The following is a 21,630-nucleotide window of genomic DNA, read 5'->3' on the forward strand; positions in this document are numbered from 1 at the left end:
GGTCTTGCGCGTCACCAGGTAGTGGCCCCGGGAGGCCCATCGTTACGCACGGACCGGGAGCGACGAACGAGACGACTACCGCGCCGGCAACAAAGGCCCTCCTTTCGGGAGGAACATCACCGTTCGGTGTGCGTTGCAGCGGCCCGGTGCCTTTAACATTTGCCCGACTGCAAGCGACGACTCCCCAAGGGAGCTGAGAGATGTCCGCGATGCACAGTCGCGGCGCCGAACGGCTCCTCGGCGTGGCCGGCTCCCCGCATCTTCTCCTCGTCGAGGACGACCCGGGCGACGCCTTCCTGTTCGAGGAACTGCTCACCGAGGCGCAGCCCGGCGTGCGGATCACGGTCGCGACCACGCTCGCCGAGGCGCTCGACGCGCTGCGGCCCGAGATCCAGTGCGTCATCGTCGACCTCACGCTCCCGGACGCGCAGGGCCTGGACGCGCTGCGCCAGGTCCGCGGCCACGCCCCGGCCACCGCCGTCCTCGTGCTGACCGGGCTCGCCGACGCGCACGTCGGGGTGGAGGCCGTCGCCGCGGGCGCGCAGGACTACCTCGTCAAACAGGACGTGGACGGCGCGCTCCTCACCCGCGCGATCAGCTACGCGATCGAGCGCAAGCGCGCCGACGAGTCGGAGCGGCAGCTCGTCGAGGCACGTGCGCTGAGCAGGGAGAACGCGCGGCTTGAGCGCGGGCTGCTGCCCGTCCCGATCCTCACCGACACGACGTTGCGGCACCACACCCGGTACCGGCCAGGACGCTACCGCGCCCTGCTCGGCGGCGACTTCCACGACACCGTCGAGACCGCCGACGGCGCGGTGCACGTCGTGATCGGCGACGTCAGCGGCCACGGCGCGGACGAGGCGTCTCTCGGGGTGCGGCTCCGCATGGCCTGGCGCACGCTCGTTTTGGCCGGGCACACTGGGGAACGGCTCCTGGACACGCTCGACGCCGTCCTGCAACACGAGCGGTGGAGCGAGGAGATCTTCACCACCGTGTGCATGCTGACGATCCGACCCGACCGGCGCACCGCGCGGCTGTACCGGGCCGGGCATCCGCGCCCGCTGTTCTTCGGCCCGGGCGGCGTGGAGGCCGTCCCGGACGAGCCGCGCGGCCCCGCGCTCGGGCTGATCCCCGGCACAGCCTGGCCCGCCGTCGACCTCGAACTCGGCGACTCGTGGAGTCTGCTGCTCTACACCGACGGTCTCATCGAGGGCTTCGCGGGCGGCAACGGCGAGCACCTCGACCTGTCCGGCCTGATGGAGCTGGCCACGGCCGCGCACGGCGACGGGCAGCGCGGCGGAGTGCTGGTCGACGGGCTCATCGCGGAGGCGGAACGGCTGAACGGGGACGTCCTGTCCGACGACCTGGCCGTCCTGCTGCTGAGCCGGGGCGACGGCTGATGTCTCCCGCCGACCCCGACCTCGACCGCCCCGACCCCGACCCCGACCGCCCCGAGCCGGGACGAGAAGGGTCGGCGGTGCCGGGCCCGCCTCGCCGGGCTTCCGGGCCCGCCGTCGTGCTGCCGGCGGCGGACATCCCCGAAGCGCACGGGATGAGCCGGATCAGGCTCGTCCAGATCTACCGGATCGGCTCGATCGTCCTCGGGCTGCTCCTCCTGATCGCGTTCGCGCAGACCGGGTTGGCGCAGTACGAGAACGCCCGGGCGCGGGACGTGCTGATCGACCAGGTCGACCCGGCGGCGCTGGAGCAGTTCCGCCTCTCGGCGGCGGTCGGCGCGCAGGATGCTGCCATCCGCGAGTACGCCCTGGACGGCGGGCCGGACCGGCTCGCCGAGTACCGCGCCGCGGTCGGGCAGGAGGCGGCGTCCGCGGCACGGATGCGCCGCCTGCTGGACGGAGTGTCCGGCAGCGAGAACGTCCTGCGCCTCCTGGACAGGGCCACCGCCGACACCCGCGGCTGGCGGACGTCCTTCGCCGACCGCGTGGCGGCCGGGCCCGGCGGCGAGGGCCTCCAGCCCGAGGCGAGCCGGGAGGCGCGGCGGCTGCTCAACCAGGCGCGCGGCGACATGACCCCGTTGCAGACGGGCCTCACCGGCCTGCACGACCGGGCCGCCGACACGCTGCGGTCCCGCGCGCGGACGGCGACGTGGTCGACGGCCGCCGCGCTCGCCCTGGTCGTGCTGGCCGCGCTCGCGCTCGCCGTGCTGATCCGGCGGACCGTGCTGACGCCCGTGTCGACCCTGACCGGACGCGTCCGCGCCGTGGCGCAGGGCGACTTCGAGCATCCGCTGGACGTACCTGGACCGTCCGAGATCAACGAGCTCGCCGTGATCATCGACGCGATGCGCGACCGGATCATCGAGGAGTGGCTGGCCACCGTCGAGCAGACCCGACGGCTGGACGAGCAGGCGGAGGAACTGCGCCGGTCCAATGCGGAGCTGGAGCAGTTCGCCTACGTGGCGAGCCACGACCTCCAGGAGCCGCTGCGCAAGGTCGCGAGCTTCTGCCAGATGCTCGAACGCCGGTACGGGGACCGGCTCGACGACCGCGGACGCCAGTACATCGAGTTCGCCGTCGACGGCGCCAAACGCATGCAGTCCCTGATCAACGACCTGCTGAGCTTCTCCAGGGTCGGGCGGCTCGCCGAGCTGGCGGACTCCGTCGACCTCAACGACGCCGCCCGGCAGGCGCTGGACAACCTGGCGGCGCTGCGCGAGGAGACGGGCGCCCAGGTGGACGTCGGCGACCTGCCGAGCGTGCCCGGCGACCGGACCCAGCTCGTCCAGCTCTTCCAGAACCTCGTCGGAAACGCCATCAAGTTCCGCCGCGCGGACGAACCGCCCCGCATCACCGTCGACGCCCGCCGGGCCGGGGACGAGTGGGAGTTCCGCTGCGCCGACAACGGCATCGGGATCGAGCCCCGCCACGCCGACCGGATCTTCCTGATCTTCCAGCGGCTGCATCCGCGCGACGAGTACACCGGCACGGGCATCGGCCTGGCCCTCTGCAAGAAGATCGTCGAGTACCACGGCGGCCGCATCTGGCTCGCCACCGCCTCCACCGCCTCCACCGGCTCCACCGGCTCCACCAGCGACACCGGCGGCACCACCGGTGTTGGCACCACCTTCCAATGGACGCTGCCGACCCGGAACCGGGCGGGCATCCCCGCACCGTTCACGGACGCGACAACGACGAGGGACACCCCATGAACGAAGCCCCCCACCCCATCGAGGTTTTGCTCGTGGAGGACGATCCCGGCGACGTCCTGCTGACCGTCGAGGCGCTGGAGCACAACAAGGTCAACAACACGCTGCACGTCGTCAACGACGGCGAGCAGGCGATGGCGTTCCTGCGCCAGGAGGGCGAGTACGCGGACGTCCCGCGTCCCGACCTGGTCCTGCTCGACCTGAACCTGCCGCGCAAGGACGGCCGCGAGGTGCTCGGCGAGATCAAGGCGGACGCCGACCTGCGGGCCATCCCCGTCGTCGTGCTGACGACGTCGGAGGCGGAGGAGGACATCCTGCGCAGCTACCACCTGCACGCCAACGCCTACGTCACCAAGCCGGTCGACTTCGACCAATTCATCTCCGTTGTCCGCCGAATCGATGATTTCTTCGTAACGGTCGTCAAGCTCCCTCGCTAGCCCCGAGTACGCGTGTTCAAGCGGCCCCGCGAAATGGCGTTCGGTGGCGTCGCAGGACGGCCGCGCGCAGCAGTTCCCATCGAATTCCGCCCGCGGGCATCAACCAGATGCGGCGGCTTGCATCAGCCGGGTGCGGCGGAGAGCGTCAAGCGGGTGCGGCGGCGGTGGCGGGCCGGGGGGCGTGCCGGTCCGGGATGCCGTCGGCGACGTCGTGTGTAACAGTGGGAGTCATGATGGGGACGTCGGGTGAGGGAGCCGCGGAATCCGCGGCCGCGCTCGACGACGCGGCGTTCGCTCTGATGGACGTCTGGTCCCGCGCCCATAACGCGCCGGACGTACCGGTTCCGTCCACGCAGCTTCGCGCGCTGTTCGTGCTGGAACGCGGGCCGGTCAACGTCAGCAACCTGGCCGGTGAGCTGGGCGCGCTGGTGTCGTCGGCGAGCCGGCTGTGCGACCGGCTGGAGGCGTCCGGGCTGCTGGCGCGCGACCACGGGCGGGACCGCCGCGAGGTCACGGTGCGGCTGAGCGCGGACGGCGAGGCGCTGCTCGACCGGCTGCGGCGGCACCGGCGCGAGGAGCTCACCCGCGTGCTGTCCTCGATGCCGGCGCCCGCGCGGGCCGCGCTGCTGTGGGGGCTCACCGAGTTCCACGAGGCGGCCTCCAAGCCGGGCTCCGCGGGCGGCTCCTTCTCCATGCCCGCCTGAGACGCCCTTGGATATCCGCCTTTTCCGTACAAGCCGCGCCTGCACCGAGCTTCCAGAAATTCGGAGAATAAGGCCATTTTAATGGGCGGCCTCCGGCTGGGTTTTCGCCATTCTCGATACGCCCCCTCCAAGCATCAGTAACATCCCGGCTCATGGCGATTCAAAATGCGTCGCGGCATTCCCGGCGCCGGCACCGCCGGTCCGGCTCGGCCGCCGGGCGCGTGATCCCGGCGGCCACGGCCTTCGGCGTGCTGCTGCTACTCGGCGGCGGCTGCGGTGGCGGCTCGGGCGGCTCGGCGCTCGGCGCGGCGTCCACCGGGAGCGGGAACGCGCCCACGGACGGGAGCGCGGCGCGCGGCACCGCCCGAGCGTCCAAGATCCCCGAAGCGACCACGTTCACCACCGTCTCCGGCGCACCCAAGGACCCCGGGCCCAGCAGCGACGGCACGCCCGGCGGCGACGGCATGCCCGGCGACGGCACACCCGGCGGCGGGCGCGGCGGCCTGGTCCTGCACCCGGACAGCGCGACCCCGATCTTCGACCGTCCCGGCGGACGGCCCGTCGCCACGCTCCCCGCCAGGCAGCTCGGCGGCCCCACCTGGGTGCCCGTGGTGGAGAGCTCCGGCGCGTGGCGGCGCGTGCTGCTGCCGTCCAAGCCGAACCGGTCGAGCGGCTGGATCTCCGGCGACGGGCTGCGCGCCGCGTACACGCCCTACACCGTCCGGATCGACCTCGCGAAGCGCCGCCTCACGCTGCTCAAATCGGCGCGCAAGGCCGGGCAGTGGACGGTCGCGACCGGCGGCCCCAAGACCCCGACACCTCAAGGCCGGACGTTCCTCATGGCCACGCTCGCCCCGGCGAAGAAGACGCCGAGCCCCCTCGTCCTCCCGCTCGGCGCCCACTCAGCGACCCTCGACACCTTCGGCGGCGGTCCCGGGACCGTCGCCCTGCACGGCTGGCCCGACACGTCCGTGTTCGGCAAGGCCGTCACGCACGGCTGCGTCCGGGTGCCGAAGGACGCGCTCCGGGCCCTGTCGCGCGTCCCGCTCGGCTCCCTGGTGATCATCACCGCCTGAGCCGCCCACATTCCCCGCTCGAACCGGCCGCCCCGAGACACGGCGGCCGGACCCTTCCCAGATCTCAAGAATCGGAGAACACCCATGCGTCACAGCCATGCCGCCGGACGGCTCACCGCCGCCGGCCTGCTGGTCACCGGCCTCGTCGCCACCACGGCCCCGGCCTTGGCCGCGGCCCCGGCCTTGGCGACGGCCCCGGCCTTGGCGACGGCCCCGGCGACGGCCGCCACGCGCGGCCCCGAGGGGTCCGCGTACGGGCTGACGGTGGACGGGCCGCTCGCCGTCCCGCCGGTGCCGTCCGTCTCGTCCGCCGCCGGAACGGTCAGCAGGAGCCTGGCGCGCGAGGACCACACCAAGCTGGTCAACGCGTCCGCCCTGGACGTCAGCGCCTCCCGCGCCCGCGCCCACTCGACGGTCGCGCGGCTCGCCGTCCCGTCCGCGCGGCTGCTGGCGAGCGCCGTGTCCGCCCGGTGCGAGGCGGGCCGGGGCTCCGCCCACCTGACCCGCGCCAACATCGCGGGCAGGGAGCTGGACGCGTCGCCGCCGCCGAACACCACCGTCCCGGTCGACGTGGAGGGCGTCGGACGTGCCTCGCTGACCCTCAACAAGCAGCAGCGCATGGCCGACGGCCGGCTCGCGGTCACCGCGATGGAGCTCCGGCTGCCCCTTCCCGGGAAGGCGTCGACGGTCCGGATCGCGTCCGCCACGTGCGGCCGCGCCGCGAGCGACGACCCGGGCGAGGCGCCCGCCCCGACCCCGGTGAAGCACGACCTCCCCGTCACCGGCTGACATCCGTCCAGCACGACGGCCCAGGCGACGGTCCGGAGGGGTGAACGCCCTCCGGGCCGTCGTCGCGGTCAGCTCGCCAGCGATTTCTCGAAATGCACGACCGCGCCGTCGCGGTGAACGCGCTCGGCGATCCGCAATTCCTCCGTGAACGCCCGCATCAGCTGGAGGCCGCGTCCGTGCTCCGCGAGCGGCGGCACCTGGACGTCCTCCCAGCCGGCGCCGCACCCGCCTTCCGAGCCGATGCCCGGCGCGGTTTCCAGGCCGGATTCCGGGCCGGGTTCGGCCGTGTCGGACGCGTCCGCCGCGCCCCCGTCGATGACCTCGACGACGCATCTCGTCCCGTCCATCCGCGCACGGACCTCGTACTCCATTCCGTTCGCGGCGTGCTGGATGACGTTCGCGCACGCCTCACCCAGGGCGAGCGCGATATCGGCACGGATCTCGGAAGCGACCCCGAGCCCGCGGAGCGAGGCGTCGAGCGTGTGCCGCACCAGCGGAGCGCTCTCGGCGTTCCTCGGCAGGGTCATTTCGAGAACGACCTCCATGCCAATCGCCTCCGTTCCTCTAGCAGCCAGAATTCCCGTTGATCGGCAAGAGAAACTCCAGTCACCGGAAAACCCCGGCGACCGGCGGCGCCGACGCCATTCGGCGGGAATTCCACGTGCCCTCGGCCACTTGACCCGGCCCGCCGGACGGGCAGACTGGGGCGGTGGTCAAGTCACTGCGCCCCCAGAGCTACAACGAGGTCCTGTACGTCGGGCACTTCTTCCGCAAGGGCGTGCCCGTCCTCATGGACCTGTCGGACGTCCCGGACGCCGAGGCCAAGCAGATGGTCGATTTCGCGACCGGCCTGGTCTTCGGCCGCGGCGGCGCCATGGACCGCGTCGACCGCAGACTCTTCCTCCTCCAGCCCTGACGTTCTCCAGCCCTGACGTTCCAGGCCACCGCCCGGCCACGCCGCCCCTGAATTCGGCGGCGCCCGGGGCGGGAACCCGACGCGGGCTTTGTGCATCTATTCCTCCGACATGGTGTTCGCCAGAGGAGGACCAGTGTTCCGTTCGGTTCCGGTTGTGGCCGGCCTTGTGCTCGGCGGTGCGCTGCTGGTCAGCGGCTGCCAGAGCAATTCGTACTCCTGCAAGAACGGCCAGTGCCACGTGACCGTGTCCGGCGCCGGGCAGACCATCGAGATCAACGAGATGAACGTCACGGTCTCCGCGATCACCGACCAGGGGATGACGGTGTCCGCCGGAGGCTCGGCGCCGGCGACGATCGCGGTGGGCGAGAGCGCCCAGGTCGGCGGCGTGAAGATCGAGGTCACGTCCGTGGAGGGCGAGAAGGTCAAGTTCGACCTCAGCTGACCGATCGCCCCGAGCCGCCCTCACACCCCGACCCCGCCCTCACACCCCGACCCCGCCCTCACGCCCTGCCCCGACTTCACGCCCTGCCCCGCCCTCACGCCTTGAGCCGACGGATTCCGCGTGTGAGCGGTTTGTGAGCGGCGCGCGGCAGCCTCGGGGACATGAGCTACGCGTTTCAGGCCGACGGCCTGGTCAAACGGTTCGGTAGGACGACCGCGCTTGACGGTGTGGAGCTGGCCGCGCGTCCGGGCACGGTCCTCGGCGTCCTGGGGCCGAACGGCGCAGGAAAGACGACGGCGGTACGAATCCTCGCGACGCTGCTGCGGCCCGACGCGGGCCGGGCGGAGGTGTGCGGGCTGGACGTCGTCCGCGACGCGGCCCGGGTGCGGGAGCTGATCGGCCTCACCGGCCAGTACGCCTCGGTCGACGAGGACCTCACCGCGCGGGAGAACCTCGTCCTCATCGGGCGGCTCCTCGACCTGCGCAAGGCGGAGGCGCGGGCGCGCGCCGCCGACCTGCTGGACCGGTTCGAGCTGACCGACGCCGCCGAACGCCGCGTGTCGACGTACTCGGGCGGGATGCGGCGCCGCCTCGACCTCGCCGCCAGCATGATCGGACGGCCCGCCGTGATCTTCCTGGACGAGCCGACGACGGGCCTCGACCCGGGCAAGCGGGAGGAGGCGTGGCGGCTGATCCGCTCGATGACGGACAGCGGCGGCACCGTCCTGCTGACCACGCAGTACCTGGAGGAGGCCGACGCGCTCGCCGACGAGATCACCGTCATCGACCACGGGACCGTGATCGCGTCCGGCACGCCCGCCGAGCTGAAGCGGATCGCGGGCGGCCAGACGATCACCGTGCGGCCCCGCGACCCGGGACGGCTCATCGAGGCCGCGGCGATCCTCAACGCGGTCTCGGGCCGTGACGCCGAATCGCCCCGCCGCGACGTGATCTCCGTGCCGGTCACCGGCGACGACGGGGAGCGGGCGTTCGCGGAGGCCGTCCGCCGCCTGGAGGCCGCCGGGATCGGCGTCACCGAGCTGTCGCTGCGCCTGCCCAGCCTGGACGAGGTGTTCTTCACCCTCACCGGCCACCACACCGAGGAGGCGGCAGCATGACGGACACCGCGATGGAGACGGGCACCGTCCAGGCCGCCCACGCACGATCGAAGCGCCCCTACGGCCTGGCGCGGCACAGCCTCCTGCTCGCCGGACGCAGCCTGACGAAGACCAGGCGCAACCCCGGCGTTCTCCTGGACGCGCTGTTCATGCCGATCATCTTCCTGCTGCTGTTCGTGTACCTGTTCGGCGGCGCGGTCTCCGGGTCCACACGCGAATACCTGCAGTACGTCTTCCCGGGCGTGCTGGTCATGACGATGCTGCTCACCGGGATGCTGGCCACCGGGCTCAGCATCAACACCGACATCAAGAAGGGCGTGTTCGACCGGTTCCGCAGCCTCCCGATCGGACGGTCCGCGCCGCTCGCCGGGCTCGTGCTGGGCGATGTGATCCGGTACGTCGTCGCGGCCGTCGTGCTCTTCGCGACCGGTTACCTGCTGGGGTTCCGCGTCCAGACGGACCTGCCGTCGGCGCTCGCCGCCGTCGGCCTCGCGACCGCGCTGGGGTTCTCGCTGAGCTGGATCAACGTCCTGATCGGCGTGCTGATCCGGGAGGTTGCGGTGGTGCAGTCGGTGGCCTTCCTCGGGATCTTCCCGCTGGCGTTCGGCACGGACATGGTCGTCCCGGCGGACACGCTGCCCGGCTGGTTGCAGGCGTGGGTGAAGGTCAACCCGGTCAGCGACGCGGTGGACGCCGCGCGCGGCCTGCTGCTCGGCGGCCCGGTCGCCGACGCGGCGATCAGGACGCTGCTGTGGTCGGCCGGATTCCTCGCCGTGTTCGGCCCACTGGCCGCCCACGTCTACCGCCGCCGAAGCTGACCGTCCTATCGGGGGCGGAGGTGAGCTTGAGCTTGGAGCAGGGCGAGGGCGCCGGACACGTCGAGGCGTCCGCCGCGGTCGTAGGCGGCGCGGAAGGCGCGCTCGCCCAGCTCCCGGCGCAGTCGGCGGGTCACGAGGACGACGTCCGGATTGAACGCGTCGGGCGCCCCGCGCAGGACGGACGAGCCGCCGAGCACCTCCGCCGCGGCCTCCGGATCGGCGGCGGCCCGGAGCCGGGCGATCGCGATTCCGGCGACGGCGGCGATCGGCATGTCCGGCCCGTCGACGGCCAGGGCCAGCGCCTTGCGCAGATGCGCGCGCGCCGCGTCCGGCTCGTCGTTCCCGATGGCGAGATGCGCCATCCCCGTCTCGTGCAGCGACCCGTACTGCGGATAGGACGGGACGCGCCCCAGCTCCCGCCCAGCGGCGGCGTAGTGCTCGCGCGCCTCGTCCACGTCGCCCGCGTGCCGCGCGAGATCGCCAAGCGCCAGCCGGACGGACACCAGATACCTGGCCTGCGTCCCCGCCCCCGGGGCGATCATCGCGGTCAGCTCGTCGCGCGCCCGCCGGACGTCGCCCGAACGGGCACGGGCCACGGCGAGCATCACGCGCTGCATGCCGGTGTTGCCGCCCTGGTCCAGCCCGCTGAGCAGCTCGATCGACTCCTCCAGCCCGGCGATGGCGTCGTCGAACTCTCCCGCGACGGTCTGCGCGTCGGCCAGGAACACGAGCGCGAGCGACAGCCCGACCCGTTCTCCCGCCTCGCGGAACCCGGCCACGGCGACGGCGATGTCGCGGTGGGCCGCGTCCATCTCGCCGCCGTTGCCGTTGAGCATCGCCCGCATCAGGTGCAGGGCCGCTCTCGCCCACGGGTCGCGTTCGGGCAGGCGGCGGTCGATGGCCGCCACGCCCCGCGCCGTGTCGTCGGTGAGCAGCGCGATGGCGGGCTCGATCATCGCGGCCAGCGGATGCGCCGATTCCCGGGCCGTGACGCCTTCCCGGGCCGTGGCGCCGATGAACGGGTCGTCGCGGGCGTCGCCCCCGGCCATGACGGTGTTGAACAGGTACCCGCCCAGCGCGACCGCTTCGGCGTCGGCTGGGACGGGCCGCCGCTCCCGGCGCGGCGCCTCCAGCGCGAGCCGCAGCCTGCGGGCGGCCTCGGCGTGGTCGCCGAGGATCATCCAGAACGTGGCCAGCGCCGCCCCCAGCCGGACGGCCGATCCGCCGTCTCCCGCGTCGACGGCGTGATGCAGGGCGGCGACGAGGTTCTCGCGCTCGGCCGCCAGCCGGAAGAACCACTCCAGCTGCCCGGGACCGCGAAGGTGCGGCTCGGCCCGTTCCGCCAGGTCGAGGAAGCACGCGACGTGCGCGTCCCGGACCCGGTCGAGCTCGCCGGCCTCCGCCAGCCGCTCCCGCCCGTACTCGCGGATGGTCTCCAGCATGCGGAACCGCGGCTCGGCGCCCTCCACGACCTGGAGCAACGACCGATCGGCGAGCGAGTCAAGAACATCGAGCGCCTCGGGCGTGCCCGCCACAAGGGACGCGGTCTCCGGCGTGATCGTGCCGGGGAACACCGACAGGTGTTCGGCGAACCGGCGTTCGGCGTCGTCCAGGAGGTCCCAGCTCCAGGCGACGACGGCGCGCAGCGTCCGGTGCCGGGTCAGGGCGGTCCTGTTCCCGCCGGTCAGGACGCGGAACCGGTCGTCCAGGCGGGCGGCGAGCTGCTCCAGCGACATCGAGCGCAGCCGCGCCGCGGCCAGCTCGATCGCCAGCGGCAGCCCGTCCAGGCGGCGGCAGATCTCCCCGACCACCTCGGCGTCACCGCCACCCACGACCCCGACGTCAGCACCGCGCACCACCCCGACGTCACCGCCGCGCACCACCCCAACGTCACCGCCGCCCACGACCCTCGCGTCACCGCCGCGTACCACCCCGGCGTCGCCGCCGCGCACCGTGAACCCGGGCCGGACGGCGGCGGCCCGCTCGGCGAACAGCTCGACCGCCGACGACCCCATCGCGTCCGCGCCCGCTCCCGGTTCGGGGACGTCGAGCGGCGGCACCGGGCACAGCGCCTCACCGTCCACCCCCAGGCGTTCCCGGCTGGTCGCGAGGACGCGCAGGCTGGGGCATGTCCCGAGGAGATCGTCCACGAGGCGGGCGGCGGCCTCGACGACGTGTTCGCAGTTGTCCAGGACGATCAGCGTCTCGTCCGCGGACAGCGCCTCGACCAGGCGGCTCGTCCCGTCCCGGAGCCCGAGCGCGTCCGCCGCCGCGCGCGGGACCTCGTCGGGGTCGCCGACCGCCGCCAGCTCCACCAGCCACACCCCGCCCGGGAACCGCCCGGACAGCTCCGCGCCAACCGTCGTCGCCAGCCGCGTCTTCCCGGAACCGCCGGGCCCGACCAGCGTGACGAGCCGTCCTTCCCAGAGCCGCCGCGCGACCCAGGCGCGTTCCGTCTCGCGTCCGACGAAGCTGGTCGGCGGCACCTTCAGATTGCCGCGCGCGCCCCCGCGCGCCCCAGGCGGAACGTCCCGCAGGACGGCCAAGTAAGCCTCTTGCAATTCCTGCCCCGGATCAGCGCCCAGTTCCTCGGCAAGTCGCCCCCGGAATTCCTCGAACACCGCGAGCGCCTCCGCCGAGCGCCCCGCCCGATGCAGGGCCTCGACCAGCAGGGCGCGCAACCGCTCCCGCAACGGGTGCCGCGCCGCCAGCTCTTCCAGCTCCGCCACCAGCCCCGCCGCGTCGACCCCCATGACCGAACCGACACCCATGGCCAGTTCGACACCCGAAGCCGGAGCGACACCCGTGGCTGTGTCGACACCCGAAACCGCGTCGACGCCCGAAGCCGCCTCGACGCCCGGGGCGGGGCCGACACCCACGGCCGGGCCGACACCCACGGCCAGATCGACGCCCGGGGCCGGGACGACGCCCGGGGCCGTGTCGACACCCGGGGTCGGGGCGACGCCCGAAGCCGCCTCGACGCCCGAAGCCGTGTCGACGCCCGGGGCGGGGTCGACACCCACGGCCGGGCCGACACCCACGGCCAGATCGACGCCCGGGGTCGGGGCGACGCCCGGGGTCGGGGCGACGCGTGTGGCGAGTTCGGCGGCTATTCGGTCCTCGGTCGCGGCGAGGCGGAGCGTCGCCAGCCGCATCGCCGCGGCCTCGGCGAACGGGAGGCCCGCGGCGTCCGCGAGCGCGTCGCCCCGCCACAGCGCAAGCGCCGCGCTCAGCCGTTCGGCGGCGAGCTTCGCGTCCCCTCCCCGAAGCGCCTTGCCGCCTTCGCGCGCCAACCGCTCGAACTCGGGAGCATCCACAGCGTCGACGTCCAGGACGTATCCGCCGGGCACCGACCGCAGCCGTCCGGCAGGCAGGACGCGCCGCAGCCGCGAAACGAGAGCCTGCAACGCGTGCACCCGATCCGCGGGCCCGCCGTCCGGCCACAGCGCGTCGACGAGCGACTCGACGGTGACCGTCCGCCCGGCCTCCAGCGCCAACCGGATCAGCAGCACCCGTAGCCGCGCGCCGCCGACCGCGACGTCCTTCCCCTGGTCCGTCACCGCCAGCGGACCAAGAATCCCAACCCGCACCCCTCAAACTCTGCCATGCGCCTTCAAACCGTCAGACATCCTCGCGCAGCAGCAAGGTCAGCTCGGCCGCGAGCGGCGCCTGCCCAGGCAGATCGGACTGGTAGAGCGCGATGCGCGCATGCGTCCCGCGCTCCTCGCCGAAGACGTCGATGAGCAGGTCGGACGCCCCGTTCAGCACGGCGGGCGCCTGCGCGAACTCCGGCGTGGAGTTGACGTGCCCCGCCAACCGGACCGGACGTTCGACGACGTCCAGGCTGCCGAGCTCGGCCCGCGCCATGGCCAGCAGGTTGATCGCGACCAGCCGCGCGGACGCGTACCCCTGCTCCACATCGAGATCCCGGCCGAGCTTCCCGCTGATGGGCAGATGGTCGTTCCCGTCCTCGTCCTTGGCCGTCCCGTATGTCCCGGACACGTAGAAGAAGTCACGGGCCCGCACGCCGTACACGAACCGTCCGATGGGATCGGGCGGCCGCACCTCGCTCAACCCGAGCCGCGCAAGGGCCTGTTCTGGCGTTTCCGTCTCACCACTCGTCATGCGAACAATCTTCACCCCCATCACCGCACGCCAAGGCACATCTTGAACCATGGTACAAATAGTACGATGGTTCAACTAATATCCCAGGGGGATGCCGATGATGGCGGGACGACCCGTACGCGCCGGATGGCGAGAGTGGAGCGGCCTCGCCCTGCTGGCGCTGCCGACCATGCTGCTCGGCCTCGATGTGACGGCGCTCTACCTGGTCGTCCCGAGCCTGGCCGCCGACCTGGACCCGACCGCGACCGAGACGCTGTGGATCATGGACGCCTACGGCTTCCTCATCGCCGGTTCCCTGATCACGATGGGCACGCTGGGCGACCGCCTCGGCCGCCGCCGCCTCCTCATGATCGGGATGGCCGCGTTCGCCGCCGCCTCGGTCGTCGCCGCGTTCGCCCCCGGCGCCCTCTGGCTGATCGCGGCCCGGGCGCTGCTCGGGGTGGCCGGGGCGACGCTGATGCCCTCGACGCTGTCGCTGATCAGCACCCTGTTCGCCGACGCCAGGCAACGCGCCCTGGCGATCGGCGTGTGGGCCACGATGTTCGCCCTGGGCATGGCCGCGGGCCCGGTCGTGGGCGGCGCCCTGGTCGCCGCCTTCTGGTGGGGGGCGGTGTTCCTCATCGCCGTCCCGGTCGCCGTGCTAGTCCTGGTCAATGCACCCGTGCTCCTCCCGGAGTCCCGAACCCATGGCGGACGGCTCGACCTGCTCAGCGTCGGGCTGTCCCTGACGGCACTACTGCCGACCATCTACGCGATCAAACACCTCGCTTCCCACGGCCTCGACGTCCAGGCGTACGTCGCCGCCCCGATCGGCGCCGTCTCAGCGATCGCCTTCGTCCGGCGCCAACTGCGCCTGAAGGAACCACTCCTGGACATCCGGCTCCTCACCACCAACCGCGCCTTCGCCTCCGCCCTGACCATCCTGCTGATCGGCCTCGCCGGGTTCGGCGGGGTCATGTACCTGGTCACCCAATACCTACAGCTTGTGGACGGCCTCACACCCACAATCGCCGGCCTGTGGATGGGGCCGCCCGCCCTGGCCATGCTCGTCGGCGCGATCGGCGCGCCCCTGCTGGCCAGCCGCATGTCCCCCGGCGTGGTCATGGCCACCGCCCTGACGATTTCCCTCACCGGATACGCCCTGCTCGCCCTGGCAGGAACCGACGCCAAACAGACAATCGTCGCCGGATTCGGGTTCGCGTACCTCGGGCTCGGCGTGACAGCCGCCCTCGGCACCGACATCGTCGTGGGCACAGCACCGCCAACGAAGTCCGGATCGGCCGCCGCGCTGTCGGAGACCGTCCAGGAACTCGGCATCGCAATGGGCGTGGCGCTCCTCGGCAGCCTCACCGCGGCGACCTACCGGTCAACGATCGAGGTCCCGTCCGGACTGACGAAATCCGCAGCCGACGCATACGGCGACAGCCTCTCCGGAGCCTGGTCCGTCATGGACGAGCTACCACCCGGAGCCCTGCTCAACGCACAAACCGCCTTCACCCACGGGCTCAACACCGCCGCCATCGCGGCAGGCATCGCCGTCGCGGCCGCCACACTCGCCTGCTTCGCCACACTGCGACACCTGCGTCCCCTCGGCCAGACCGCCCCCGAACTCGAACCGCTACCCTCAGCCTCCGTAAGCGGCGACGACAGGTGGAACGGTGACGGCTGAGCAGGACACCGCGGACGGACGCAGGCTGCGCGGCCAACGCCGCCGAGCCCAGATCATCGATGCGACGCTCGCGATCGTCCGCCGCGACGGCGCCTCAGGCGTCACACACCGGACCGTCGCCAAGGAGGCCGGTATCACCACCAGCCTCACCGTCTACTACTTCGCCACACTCGACGACCTCTTGCTCGCGGCCCTGACCAGCGTCACCGAGGCCTACACCCAGCGCATCCGCGAACTCATCGACACACAGGCCGACCCGATCGACGGGCTCACCCACCTCATCGCCGAGTCCGCCGGACCGGGCCGCGAACGCGCACTCGCCGAACGCGAACTGTCGACACTGGCTGCCCGCCGTCCCGCCCTACGCCCGGTCGCTCGCCGCTGGCGCGACAACGTCGCGGACCTAGCCCGCACCCAGACCGACGACCCGGACGCCATCGAAGCCTTCGTCGCCCTCTCCGACGGACTCTGCACAGCGCTCCTCCTCGACGACAAGGAAGCCGACCCAACCCGCATACGCGCCGTCCTAAGCAAGGCCTTGCCAAGAACCCGCCAATAACACCCCGACACCCACCACGTGGACGGGAACATCCGGTGCTTGTAGTACCCCCAGGTACTCCCCGGCGTAGCGCGGACGCTCACCACCACCTTGACGTGACTGTCCGGACTGAACGCGAAGACCCAAACACCGGCGGACGCGTCGGAAACTCATCAGCCTGATACAGCTTCACGGCCCGATACCCCTTGGACACGACCGCCCCGTCGAGCAAGTCGAGATAGTAAATGGCCGTACCGCGCCCCAGACAGGCACGCCACCGCAGATACTGACGCTCCACCCGGACGTTCATCGAGCGCAGCGAGCCCCATCGGTGAACTGCCGGCTCCTAGGGTGCGTGGGTGAACCTTTCGCATCTCGGCGTGCCGATCGGGCCGATGAACCGCGTCCACGGCGGGTTCGCCAACCGGATGTACCGGCTCGACACCGACCAGGGGTCGTTCGCGGTGAAGGAGTTGAACCTCGTCGACCGCCGCTGGGCCTATCGCGTCGAGGACGTGTTCAGGTTCGAGCGGGCGGCCTTCGCTGCCGGCATTCCGATGCCAGAGCCGATCTCGGCCGGCCACCGCACGCTTGTTCACCGGTGGGTCGAGGGAGAGAAGGTGCCCGAAGCGCCGGTGTCGGCGGCGTTCGCGTTCGAGATCGGTGAGATACTCGCGCGCATCCACGCGCTCGACGTCGCGTGGACCCATGTGTCGATCGAGGACCCGACGTCACGGGACTGGCCCGAGCTAGCCGAGCGGGCGGCGTCGACCGGACAGCCGTGGGCCGACGAACTCGCCTCTCACGTCGAGACGTTCCTCGCGATTGCCCACTTCGTCGACACCTGCGAACGGCCAGGCCCCGTCGTGCTGACCCACAGGGACATCCAGCCGTGGAACCTGCTGGCCCGAGATGGTCGGCCGGTGGTGCTCGACTGGGAGCTCTCGGGGATGCTCGACCTGTCCTGTGAGCTCGGCTCGACCGCGCTGAGCCTCGCGAAGGGACCTGGCTTCGACGACATCGAACCCGCCATCTTCCGCTCGGTTCTCGACGGCTATGTCGCGGGGGGCGGAGCGCTGCCGCCGTCAGGTCCAAGCTGGTTCGTGTTCATGATCGGCGGCTGGCTGGGGCACACGAGGTGGAACATCCTGCGGTGCCTGGCCGGTGTCGAGGCGAGCACCGGCCCTGACCTCGCGCTGTCGCACGAGTCCGTGCACAACGGGGTGCGCGGCCTGCCCGACCTGTTCAACCGACTTCCGGAGCTCGAAGCGCTGCTCGTATGACAGTGACCTGCGTCGGTGAGGTCCGGGTGCGCGCCGGGTTCAGTGCTGGTCGGGCTTCGGTAGGTCGCCGCGGTTCTGCATTTCGCGTAGGGCCTCGTCGGCGGCTGTGAGTTCCGGGTAGAACTGCCGGTGCACCTTGTACGTGCGGTCGAGCTCGATCTTGTAGTACATCCCGGTCGGCTTGCCGAAACGGCGGTCGCGGGGGAGGCGTTGTGCGCCGTCGCGGCCCACGACCAGGATCGCGCGGTCGGTCGCCACGACCGTCGCCGCCGGGACGGTGAAGATCAACCAACCGGTCAGCGCGATGAATCCCGTCTGGATCTGCTCGCCCGGCTCCAGGTGCGGTGCGGCCCGCTTGGCGATCAGTTCGACCCGTCGTTCCTGGTAGCCCATGACTTCCCTCCGCAGCGAGACGTGCCCGTATCGTAAGGCAGGTCGCCCGCGAATGAGATGGCGCCTTAGTTGAGCTGGCGGAGCCATTTGGCGAAGACGATGCCATGCCGCCGGTATCCCATACGGTGCTCGTAGAACGGAACGGACACCGGGCTGGCGGCGTAAGTGTCCAAGGTGACCAGGTGCGCATCACGTGCGCGGGCCCACTGCTCTACCGCCGCCATCAGTTCCGTCCCCGCTCCAGAGCGCCAATGGTCGCGCTGGACGGCGAGCGCGTTGACGAACACCCGGGTCAGCGCGAGTTCCCTGACCAGCAGGCGTTCAGCGTCCTCGTGCGGCGGCATGAATCTCGCGGCGACGAAGCCGACCGCTTCTCCGCCGAGATCGGCCACGCGGACGAACGCGTCATCATCGCCGGTCAGCAATTTGTCTTCAAGCCAGGCTTCGAGGCCATCGCGGCGGGGCGACTGGAACGAGTCCGGGGCGAGCTCCTGGTAGAACTCGGCGAAGTCACACCACGCCACCGCGGCCCCCGCGCCATCACCGGCTTTCGGAGGACGAATCCGCAAGTCGATCACCGTCGTCCTCCCGCAGTAGCTCCACCATCGGTCTCCAAACAACCACACATAGCGGCGCCTGGAGCGCAATGGCGCACATCGCGGTCTTCATCAGTCGGCGGCCGTTCGTCGGTGGGAGCCGCTTGAATACGGGCATGACCGCAGTTGAGCTCGCTGAGCGTCTTCCCTCCATCGCGACCGTCCGGGCGTTGAGCCAATCCTTCGCCGTGCTGGACGCGATCCTGAGCCCGGACGGCTACGCCACTTACACTTTCGACAGCGGCTGGGCCGAGAACCAGGAACTCGCCTCGATGGACAACGGCAGCGGCGACGAGTACTCGATCGTCTTCACCGACTCCGGCGCCTTCATCCGCGGGTTCGACCACGAGTCCATCATGAGCCCGTACGCCGATGACGACTACGCGCTCTGGCCCGGCCTGGTCGAGTCGATTCCGGAGCAGTTCGCCGCCCAGGCCACCGAACCGGCCTTCTGCCATCACGGGGATGAGGAGCCGTTCCTGGCCGCCACCGTCTGCCTGTGGCGCCTGCATGACGACCTGTCCTGGCGAACCGGCGACGTCGAATTCCCACCCCAGGAGGAGGGCACGGACGGATCGGATTGGATGTTCCGCCTCCTGACCGAGGGCTCTCCCGAGGCCTACCGTGCCTACGCCGCCGAATACTTCGAGGTGTCCCTCGACCTCGCCGCCGTCGGAGAGATCTTCGAGCACCGACCGCTGACCGCCGACCTCGTCCAGCGCATCAACCCGCGAACCGACCTCGACTCCCTGACCGAAACGCTCGTCACCATCGGCTACCTCGCACCGAAGTGAGCGCGCCGCCCACACCCCGAACAAGGGGCTGCGAGCCCGCCTGATCAGGTCCTGAGAATCGAGGAGGCGAAGCTGGTCGCCTTCCAGTAATTCCCCTTGTCGCCTTGGCCCGTAATGCTTTGGGTTAGCCTGTGGTCACAATCGGTCGTGAGGCGGGGCCACGATGCTGAATATTCCGTTGCGACGCTCGTTCAGGTACGTGCATGAACCGTTGCGAGCCGGAGAGGCCACGCTGCCCCAACTCGGTGACGCGGCGCTGATCGGAGAACTGCGCAGCAGAATCCGGCACTCCCGTGGCGGCGCCTTCCTGATCACGGGTTTCCGCGGGGTGGGCAAATCCACGCTGGTACTGCGGGCCCTGGACGAGATCGTGGAGCAGAGCGCGCCGGACGAACTGGTGCTGGCCGTCACTCTGAGCGTCGCGCGATCGACCACGACCGAACGCTTGCTGTTCGCGGTGGTGCGCCGGGTCTTCGAGGCGCTCAGCGACTCGGGCGTCCTCGATCGGCTGCCGATGGAGACCCGGCGGCCGTTGTTGCTGGCGTACATGCGCACCTCGTTGGCGTTCAAGGAGACGCAGTCCGAGGCACGGGAACGCGGCGCGACCTTGGACGTCGGCGCGGGCGGCGGACGCGGCGTGAAGACCGTCGTCGACTATGTGGTGCCGAAACTCAATCTCTCGGCGAAGCGCACTTCCACGATGGCCAGCGAGGCGGCCTTCCTGGCCTACTCGGAGACCGATGTCGAGCACGACCTGATGCGCATCGTCTCGCTGTTGGACAACGAGGCCGAACTCGCGCCCGAGCCGCGATCGGGCATTCGGCGTCTGTGGCCGTGGCCGCGCCAGGTCAGTTCCCGCCTGCGGCTGGTCATCGTCCTCGACGAGGTCGACAAACTGACGGTGGACGCCGAAGGCCTGGCGACCGTCGAGACCCTGCTGAGCGGCATCAAGAATGTGCTGACGATGCCCGGCGCGCATTTCCTGGTCGTGGCGGGACCGGACCTGCACGACCGCGCCGTGCGTGACGCGGCGCGCGGAAACGGCGTCTATGAAAGCGTCTTCGGCTGGCGCATCTACGTGCCGTGCACCTGGGACGCGCCCAATGTGCTCATCGATTCCCTCATCGACCCGGACACGCGTCCGGCCCCCGATTCCGGGCAGTTGGAGTTGCTGGCGCACTATCTGCGCTTCAAGGCACGCGGAGTCCCGCGCCGCCTTCTGCAGGAGTTCAACGGGTTCGTGGTGTGGGAGGACGACGTCCCTCACCTTCGAGTGGACGACACCGAAATGGAACGCGTGGAATTCTACGCCCAGCTTGAGGACGTGTTACGGGACTACATCGAAGGCGGCAGGCACCACCGGCTGTTCCCTGTCGCCATCGATGAGGACCGCTGGCGGCTGGGCAGCTATTTCGTGCTGGATTGGGTGCTGCAAAGCGACGGGGAGCCGTTCAGCGCCACAGACCTCCTCAAGGAAGGGGACGAGGCGGAGTTCGATCCGCTGCTGCGGCTGTCGCGGCGCAACGTGGAACGGTTGCTGGATCACCTGGCGCAACGCGGCATCCTGGAGGTGATCCGGGAGCCCGGCGCCGCCGCGACGATGATCGGTGACGTGGCCGAGTCCGGGGCGAAGGTGTTCCGGCTCGCCGAGGACGTCCGGCGGTCGCTGCAGGGGTTCGCGGCCCTGTACGAGTCGGAGCGCCCCGACGGCGGGTACGCGCACATACTCGCGGCGTTGACCTCCTCGCGGGGCGAGACGCTGCCGACGTCCGGCCGCCCGCCCCGGGCCCTCGGCCGCCGCTACGAGCTGCTCGACATGATCGGCCAGGGCGGCATGGGCACGGTCTACCGCGGCCGGGACCGGATGCTGGCCCGGCCGGTGGCGATCAAGACGCTGCGCGGCTCGATGAAGGACGACCCGATCGCGGTGGCACGGCTAGAACGCGAAGCCAAGATCACCGGGCGGCTCCGGCATCCGCAGATCGTCCGGGTGCACGATGTCCTCCACGAGCCGGACACGGGACCGGCGATCGTCCTGGAACTGCTGGAGGGCCCCACCCTCGACGAGCTGGTCCAAGAATCAGGCCCGCTACCTCCCGCCCAGGTCGCCGTCATCGCGCATCGCCTGGCAGGCGCTCTGGACTACATCGCGCAGGAACATATCGTCCGCCTGGACCTCAAGCCCGCCAACGTCATCCTTTCCGCGGAACGCGGCCCGGTCATCATCGACCTCGGCGTCGCCCGGATCGAGGGCATGGAGCGGCTGACCGCGACCGGCCTGATCGTCGGCACTCCCGGTTTCCTGGCGCCCGAGGAGATCGACGACCGGGAACCCGACCACCGGGTCGACCAGTACGCCCTTGGGCTGGTCCTCTATTACGCCCTGATTGGCCGCCAGGCCTACGACCAGACGAGCTTTGAATCGATCTTCTATGCCAAACTGAATTCCGAAGTCGATCTGTCCGAGGCACCGGTCTCTGCGGAATTCCGCGAGGTGCTGGCCCGCGCCGTCGCACGGAATCCCGAGAGCCGCTTTCCCACCTCCGGCGACCTCCAGCGGGCCATCGAATCGGTCCCGGAATGGTTGAACGTAGCGGACTCCGGCGTGTTCACCACACAGATCGTGCCCGCATGGACGCAAATCGGCGCCCGCTCCCACCTAGCGGACAGCACGGATCGCGTACATCGACCACGGACCCCACCGCGCAACTCCACCGGGTGATCAGCCCGACCGCCCCCGCCGCCCCAGGACGGCAAAAGCAAAGG

At 71.0% G+C, this 21,630-nt stretch carries 20 protein-coding genes; 15 read left to right on the forward strand and 5 right to left on the reverse strand.

The window, feature by feature from the left end; all coding sequences use genetic code 11:
- Window positions 1–200 precede the first annotated feature (200 nt).
- From ACH34T_RS18955 to ACH34T_RS18980, 6 genes are all read left to right on the forward strand, one after another.
- A complete protein-coding gene (locus ACH34T_RS18955; protein ID WP_395993477.1) occupies window positions 201–1,400 on the forward strand; it encodes a PP2C family protein-serine/threonine phosphatase in 1,200 nt (399 codons plus the stop codon).
- Entirely contained in the window at window positions 1,400–3,169 is a 1,770-nt protein-coding gene (locus ACH34T_RS18960) for an ATP-binding protein (protein WP_395993478.1), read from the forward strand. Before ACH34T_RS18955 ends, ACH34T_RS18960 begins: the two co-directional genes overlap by 1 nt.
- A complete protein-coding gene (locus ACH34T_RS18965) occupies window positions 3,166–3,603 on the forward strand; it encodes a response regulator (RefSeq protein WP_395993479.1) in 438 nt (145 codons plus the stop codon). Before ACH34T_RS18960 ends, ACH34T_RS18965 begins: the two co-directional genes overlap by 4 nt.
- A 230-nt stretch (window positions 3,604–3,833) precedes the next feature.
- Complete coding sequence (locus tag ACH34T_RS18970) at window positions 3,834–4,307, forward strand: MarR family winged helix-turn-helix transcriptional regulator (RefSeq protein ID WP_395993480.1); 474 nt, start codon at window positions 3,834–3,836, stop codon at window positions 4,305–4,307.
- A 152-nt stretch (window positions 4,308–4,459) separates the two neighbouring features.
- Complete coding sequence (locus ACH34T_RS18975; protein ID WP_395993481.1) at window positions 4,460–5,383, forward strand: L,D-transpeptidase; 924 nt, start codon at window positions 4,460–4,462, stop codon at window positions 5,381–5,383.
- Between the two features lie 84 nt (window positions 5,384–5,467).
- The gene (locus tag ACH34T_RS18980; RefSeq protein WP_395993482.1) at window positions 5,468–6,172 is read left to right on the forward strand and encodes a choice-of-anchor P family protein; all 705 of its coding nucleotides are present in this window, start codon (window positions 5,468–5,470) and stop codon (window positions 6,170–6,172) included.
- 68 nt (window positions 6,173–6,240) lie between these two features.
- Here the strand turns inward: ACH34T_RS18980 and ACH34T_RS18985 are convergent, their stop codons facing one another.
- Entirely contained in the window at window positions 6,241–6,717 is a 477-nt protein-coding gene (locus tag ACH34T_RS18985; RefSeq protein WP_395993483.1) for an ATP-binding protein, read from the reverse strand.
- A gap of 164 nt (window positions 6,718–6,881) precedes the next feature.
- Between ACH34T_RS18985 and sepF the strand changes: the two genes are divergently transcribed.
- The 4 genes from sepF to ACH34T_RS19005 all read left to right on the forward strand — a co-directional run bounded on the left by sepF (window position 6,882) and on the right by ACH34T_RS19005 (window position 9,466).
- The gene (gene sepF / locus ACH34T_RS18990) at window positions 6,882–7,088 is read left to right on the forward strand and encodes a cell division protein SepF (protein WP_395993484.1); all 207 of its coding nucleotides are present in this window, start codon (window positions 6,882–6,884) and stop codon (window positions 7,086–7,088) included.
- A gap of 154 nt (window positions 7,089–7,242) precedes the next feature.
- Entirely contained in the window at window positions 7,243–7,530 is a 288-nt protein-coding gene (locus tag ACH34T_RS18995) for a hypothetical protein (RefSeq protein ID WP_395993485.1), read from the forward strand.
- Between the two features lie 161 nt (window positions 7,531–7,691).
- Window positions 7,692–8,648, forward strand: a complete 957-nt coding sequence (locus tag ACH34T_RS19000) for an ATP-binding cassette domain-containing protein (RefSeq protein WP_395993486.1) — start codon at window positions 7,692–7,694, stop codon at window positions 8,646–8,648.
- Entirely contained in the window at window positions 8,645–9,466 is an 822-nt protein-coding gene (locus tag ACH34T_RS19005) for an ABC transporter permease (RefSeq protein WP_395993487.1), read from the forward strand. Before ACH34T_RS19000 ends, ACH34T_RS19005 begins: the two co-directional genes overlap by 4 nt.
- A 5-nt stretch (window positions 9,467–9,471) precedes the next feature.
- Here the strand turns inward: ACH34T_RS19005 and ACH34T_RS19010 are convergent, their stop codons facing one another.
- Entirely contained in the window at window positions 9,472–13,056 is a 3,585-nt protein-coding gene (locus tag ACH34T_RS19010; RefSeq protein ID WP_395993488.1) for an AfsR/SARP family transcriptional regulator, read from the reverse strand.
- Between the two features lie 31 nt (window positions 13,057–13,087).
- Window positions 13,088–13,591, reverse strand: coding sequence for a RidA family protein (locus tag ACH34T_RS19015; protein WP_395993489.1), 504 nt, complete (start codon window positions 13,589–13,591; stop codon window positions 13,088–13,090).
- A gap of 100 nt (window positions 13,592–13,691) precedes the next feature.
- On the opposite strand from ACH34T_RS19015, the gene ACH34T_RS19020 reads away from it, so the two are divergent.
- The 3 genes from ACH34T_RS19020 (at window position 13,692) to ACH34T_RS19030 (ending at window position 17,081) form a co-directional block, all read left to right on the forward strand.
- Window positions 13,692–15,260, forward strand: coding sequence for an MFS transporter (locus ACH34T_RS19020; protein ID WP_395993490.1), 1,569 nt, complete (start codon window positions 13,692–13,694; stop codon window positions 15,258–15,260).
- Entirely contained in the window at window positions 15,250–15,819 is a 570-nt protein-coding gene (locus tag ACH34T_RS19025; protein WP_395993491.1) for a TetR/AcrR family transcriptional regulator, read from the forward strand. The genes ACH34T_RS19020 and ACH34T_RS19025 overlap by 11 nt, the downstream gene beginning before the upstream one ends.
- Window positions 15,820–16,193: 374 nt before the next feature.
- Window positions 16,194–17,081, forward strand: coding sequence for a phosphotransferase family protein (locus tag ACH34T_RS19030; protein ID WP_395993567.1), 888 nt, complete (start codon window positions 16,194–16,196; stop codon window positions 17,079–17,081).
- 39 nt (window positions 17,082–17,120) lie between these two features.
- Here ACH34T_RS19030 and ACH34T_RS19035 read toward each other — a convergent pair whose 3' ends face one another.
- Together ACH34T_RS19035 and ACH34T_RS19040 are read right to left on the reverse strand one after the other, a co-directional pair.
- Window positions 17,121–17,474, reverse strand: a complete 354-nt coding sequence (locus ACH34T_RS19035) for a hypothetical protein (RefSeq protein WP_395993492.1) — start codon at window positions 17,472–17,474, stop codon at window positions 17,121–17,123.
- Between the two features lie 65 nt (window positions 17,475–17,539).
- Window positions 17,540–18,052: a GNAT family N-acetyltransferase gene (locus ACH34T_RS19040; RefSeq protein WP_395993493.1), complete on the reverse strand. Its 513-nt coding sequence runs from the start codon at window positions 18,050–18,052 to the stop codon at window positions 17,540–17,542.
- Window positions 18,053–18,186: 134 nt separating this feature from the next.
- Here ACH34T_RS19040 and ACH34T_RS19045 point away from each other — a divergent pair, with 134 nt between their 5' ends.
- Window positions 18,187–18,864 carry a hypothetical protein gene (locus ACH34T_RS19045; RefSeq protein ID WP_395993494.1) on the forward strand — a complete coding sequence of 226 codons (678 nt, stop codon included), beginning with the start codon at window positions 18,187–18,189 and terminating at the stop codon, window positions 18,862–18,864.
- A gap of 211 nt (window positions 18,865–19,075) precedes the next feature.
- The gene (locus tag ACH34T_RS19050) at window positions 19,076–21,586 is read left to right on the forward strand and encodes a protein kinase (RefSeq protein ID WP_395993495.1); all 2,511 of its coding nucleotides are present in this window, start codon (window positions 19,076–19,078) and stop codon (window positions 21,584–21,586) included.
- Window positions 21,587–21,630 lie beyond the last annotated feature (44 nt).

Source organism: Actinomadura sp. 9N215 (assembly GCF_044326345.1).
Lineage (GTDB): Bacteria > Actinomycetota > Actinomycetes > Streptosporangiales > Streptosporangiaceae > Spirillospora.

What these genes read in the sequence shown, in the direction of transcription:
- ACH34T_RS18955 (WP_395993477.1), top strand. Translation starts at nt 201, where the DNA reads ATGTCCGCGATGCACAGTCGCGGCGCCGAACGGCTCCTCGGCGTGGCC.
- ACH34T_RS18960 (WP_395993478.1), top strand. Translation starts at nt 1,400, where the DNA reads ATGTCTCCCGCCGACCCCGACCTCGACCGCCCCGACCCCGACCCCGAC.
- ACH34T_RS18965 (WP_395993479.1), top strand. Translation starts at nt 3,166, where the DNA reads ATGAACGAAGCCCCCCACCCCATCGAGGTTTTGCTCGTGGAGGACGAT.
- ACH34T_RS18970 (WP_395993480.1), top strand. Translation starts at nt 3,834, where the DNA reads ATGATGGGGACGTCGGGTGAGGGAGCCGCGGAATCCGCGGCCGCGCTC.
- ACH34T_RS18975 (WP_395993481.1), top strand. Translation starts at nt 4,460, where the DNA reads ATGGCGATTCAAAATGCGTCGCGGCATTCCCGGCGCCGGCACCGCCGG.
- ACH34T_RS18980 (WP_395993482.1), top strand. Translation starts at nt 5,468, where the DNA reads ATGCGTCACAGCCATGCCGCCGGACGGCTCACCGCCGCCGGCCTGCTG.
- ACH34T_RS18985 (WP_395993483.1), bottom strand. Translation starts at nt 6,717, where the DNA reads ATGGAGGTCGTTCTCGAAATGACCCTGCCGAGGAACGCCGAGAGCGCT.
- ACH34T_RS19000 (WP_395993486.1), top strand. Translation starts at nt 7,692, where the DNA reads ATGAGCTACGCGTTTCAGGCCGACGGCCTGGTCAAACGGTTCGGTAGG.
- ACH34T_RS19005 (WP_395993487.1), top strand. Translation starts at nt 8,645, where the DNA reads ATGACGGACACCGCGATGGAGACGGGCACCGTCCAGGCCGCCCACGCA.
- ACH34T_RS19015 (WP_395993489.1), bottom strand. Translation starts at nt 13,591, where the DNA reads ATGACGAGTGGTGAGACGGAAACGCCAGAACAGGCCCTTGCGCGGCTC.
- ACH34T_RS19020 (WP_395993490.1), top strand. Translation starts at nt 13,692, where the DNA reads ATGGCGGGACGACCCGTACGCGCCGGATGGCGAGAGTGGAGCGGCCTC.
- ACH34T_RS19030 (WP_395993567.1), top strand. Translation starts at nt 16,194, where the DNA reads ATGAACCGCGTCCACGGCGGGTTCGCCAACCGGATGTACCGGCTCGAC.
- ACH34T_RS19035 (WP_395993492.1), bottom strand. Translation starts at nt 17,474, where the DNA reads ATGGGCTACCAGGAACGACGGGTCGAACTGATCGCCAAGCGGGCCGCA.
- ACH34T_RS19045 (WP_395993494.1), top strand. Translation starts at nt 18,187, where the DNA reads ATGACCGCAGTTGAGCTCGCTGAGCGTCTTCCCTCCATCGCGACCGTC.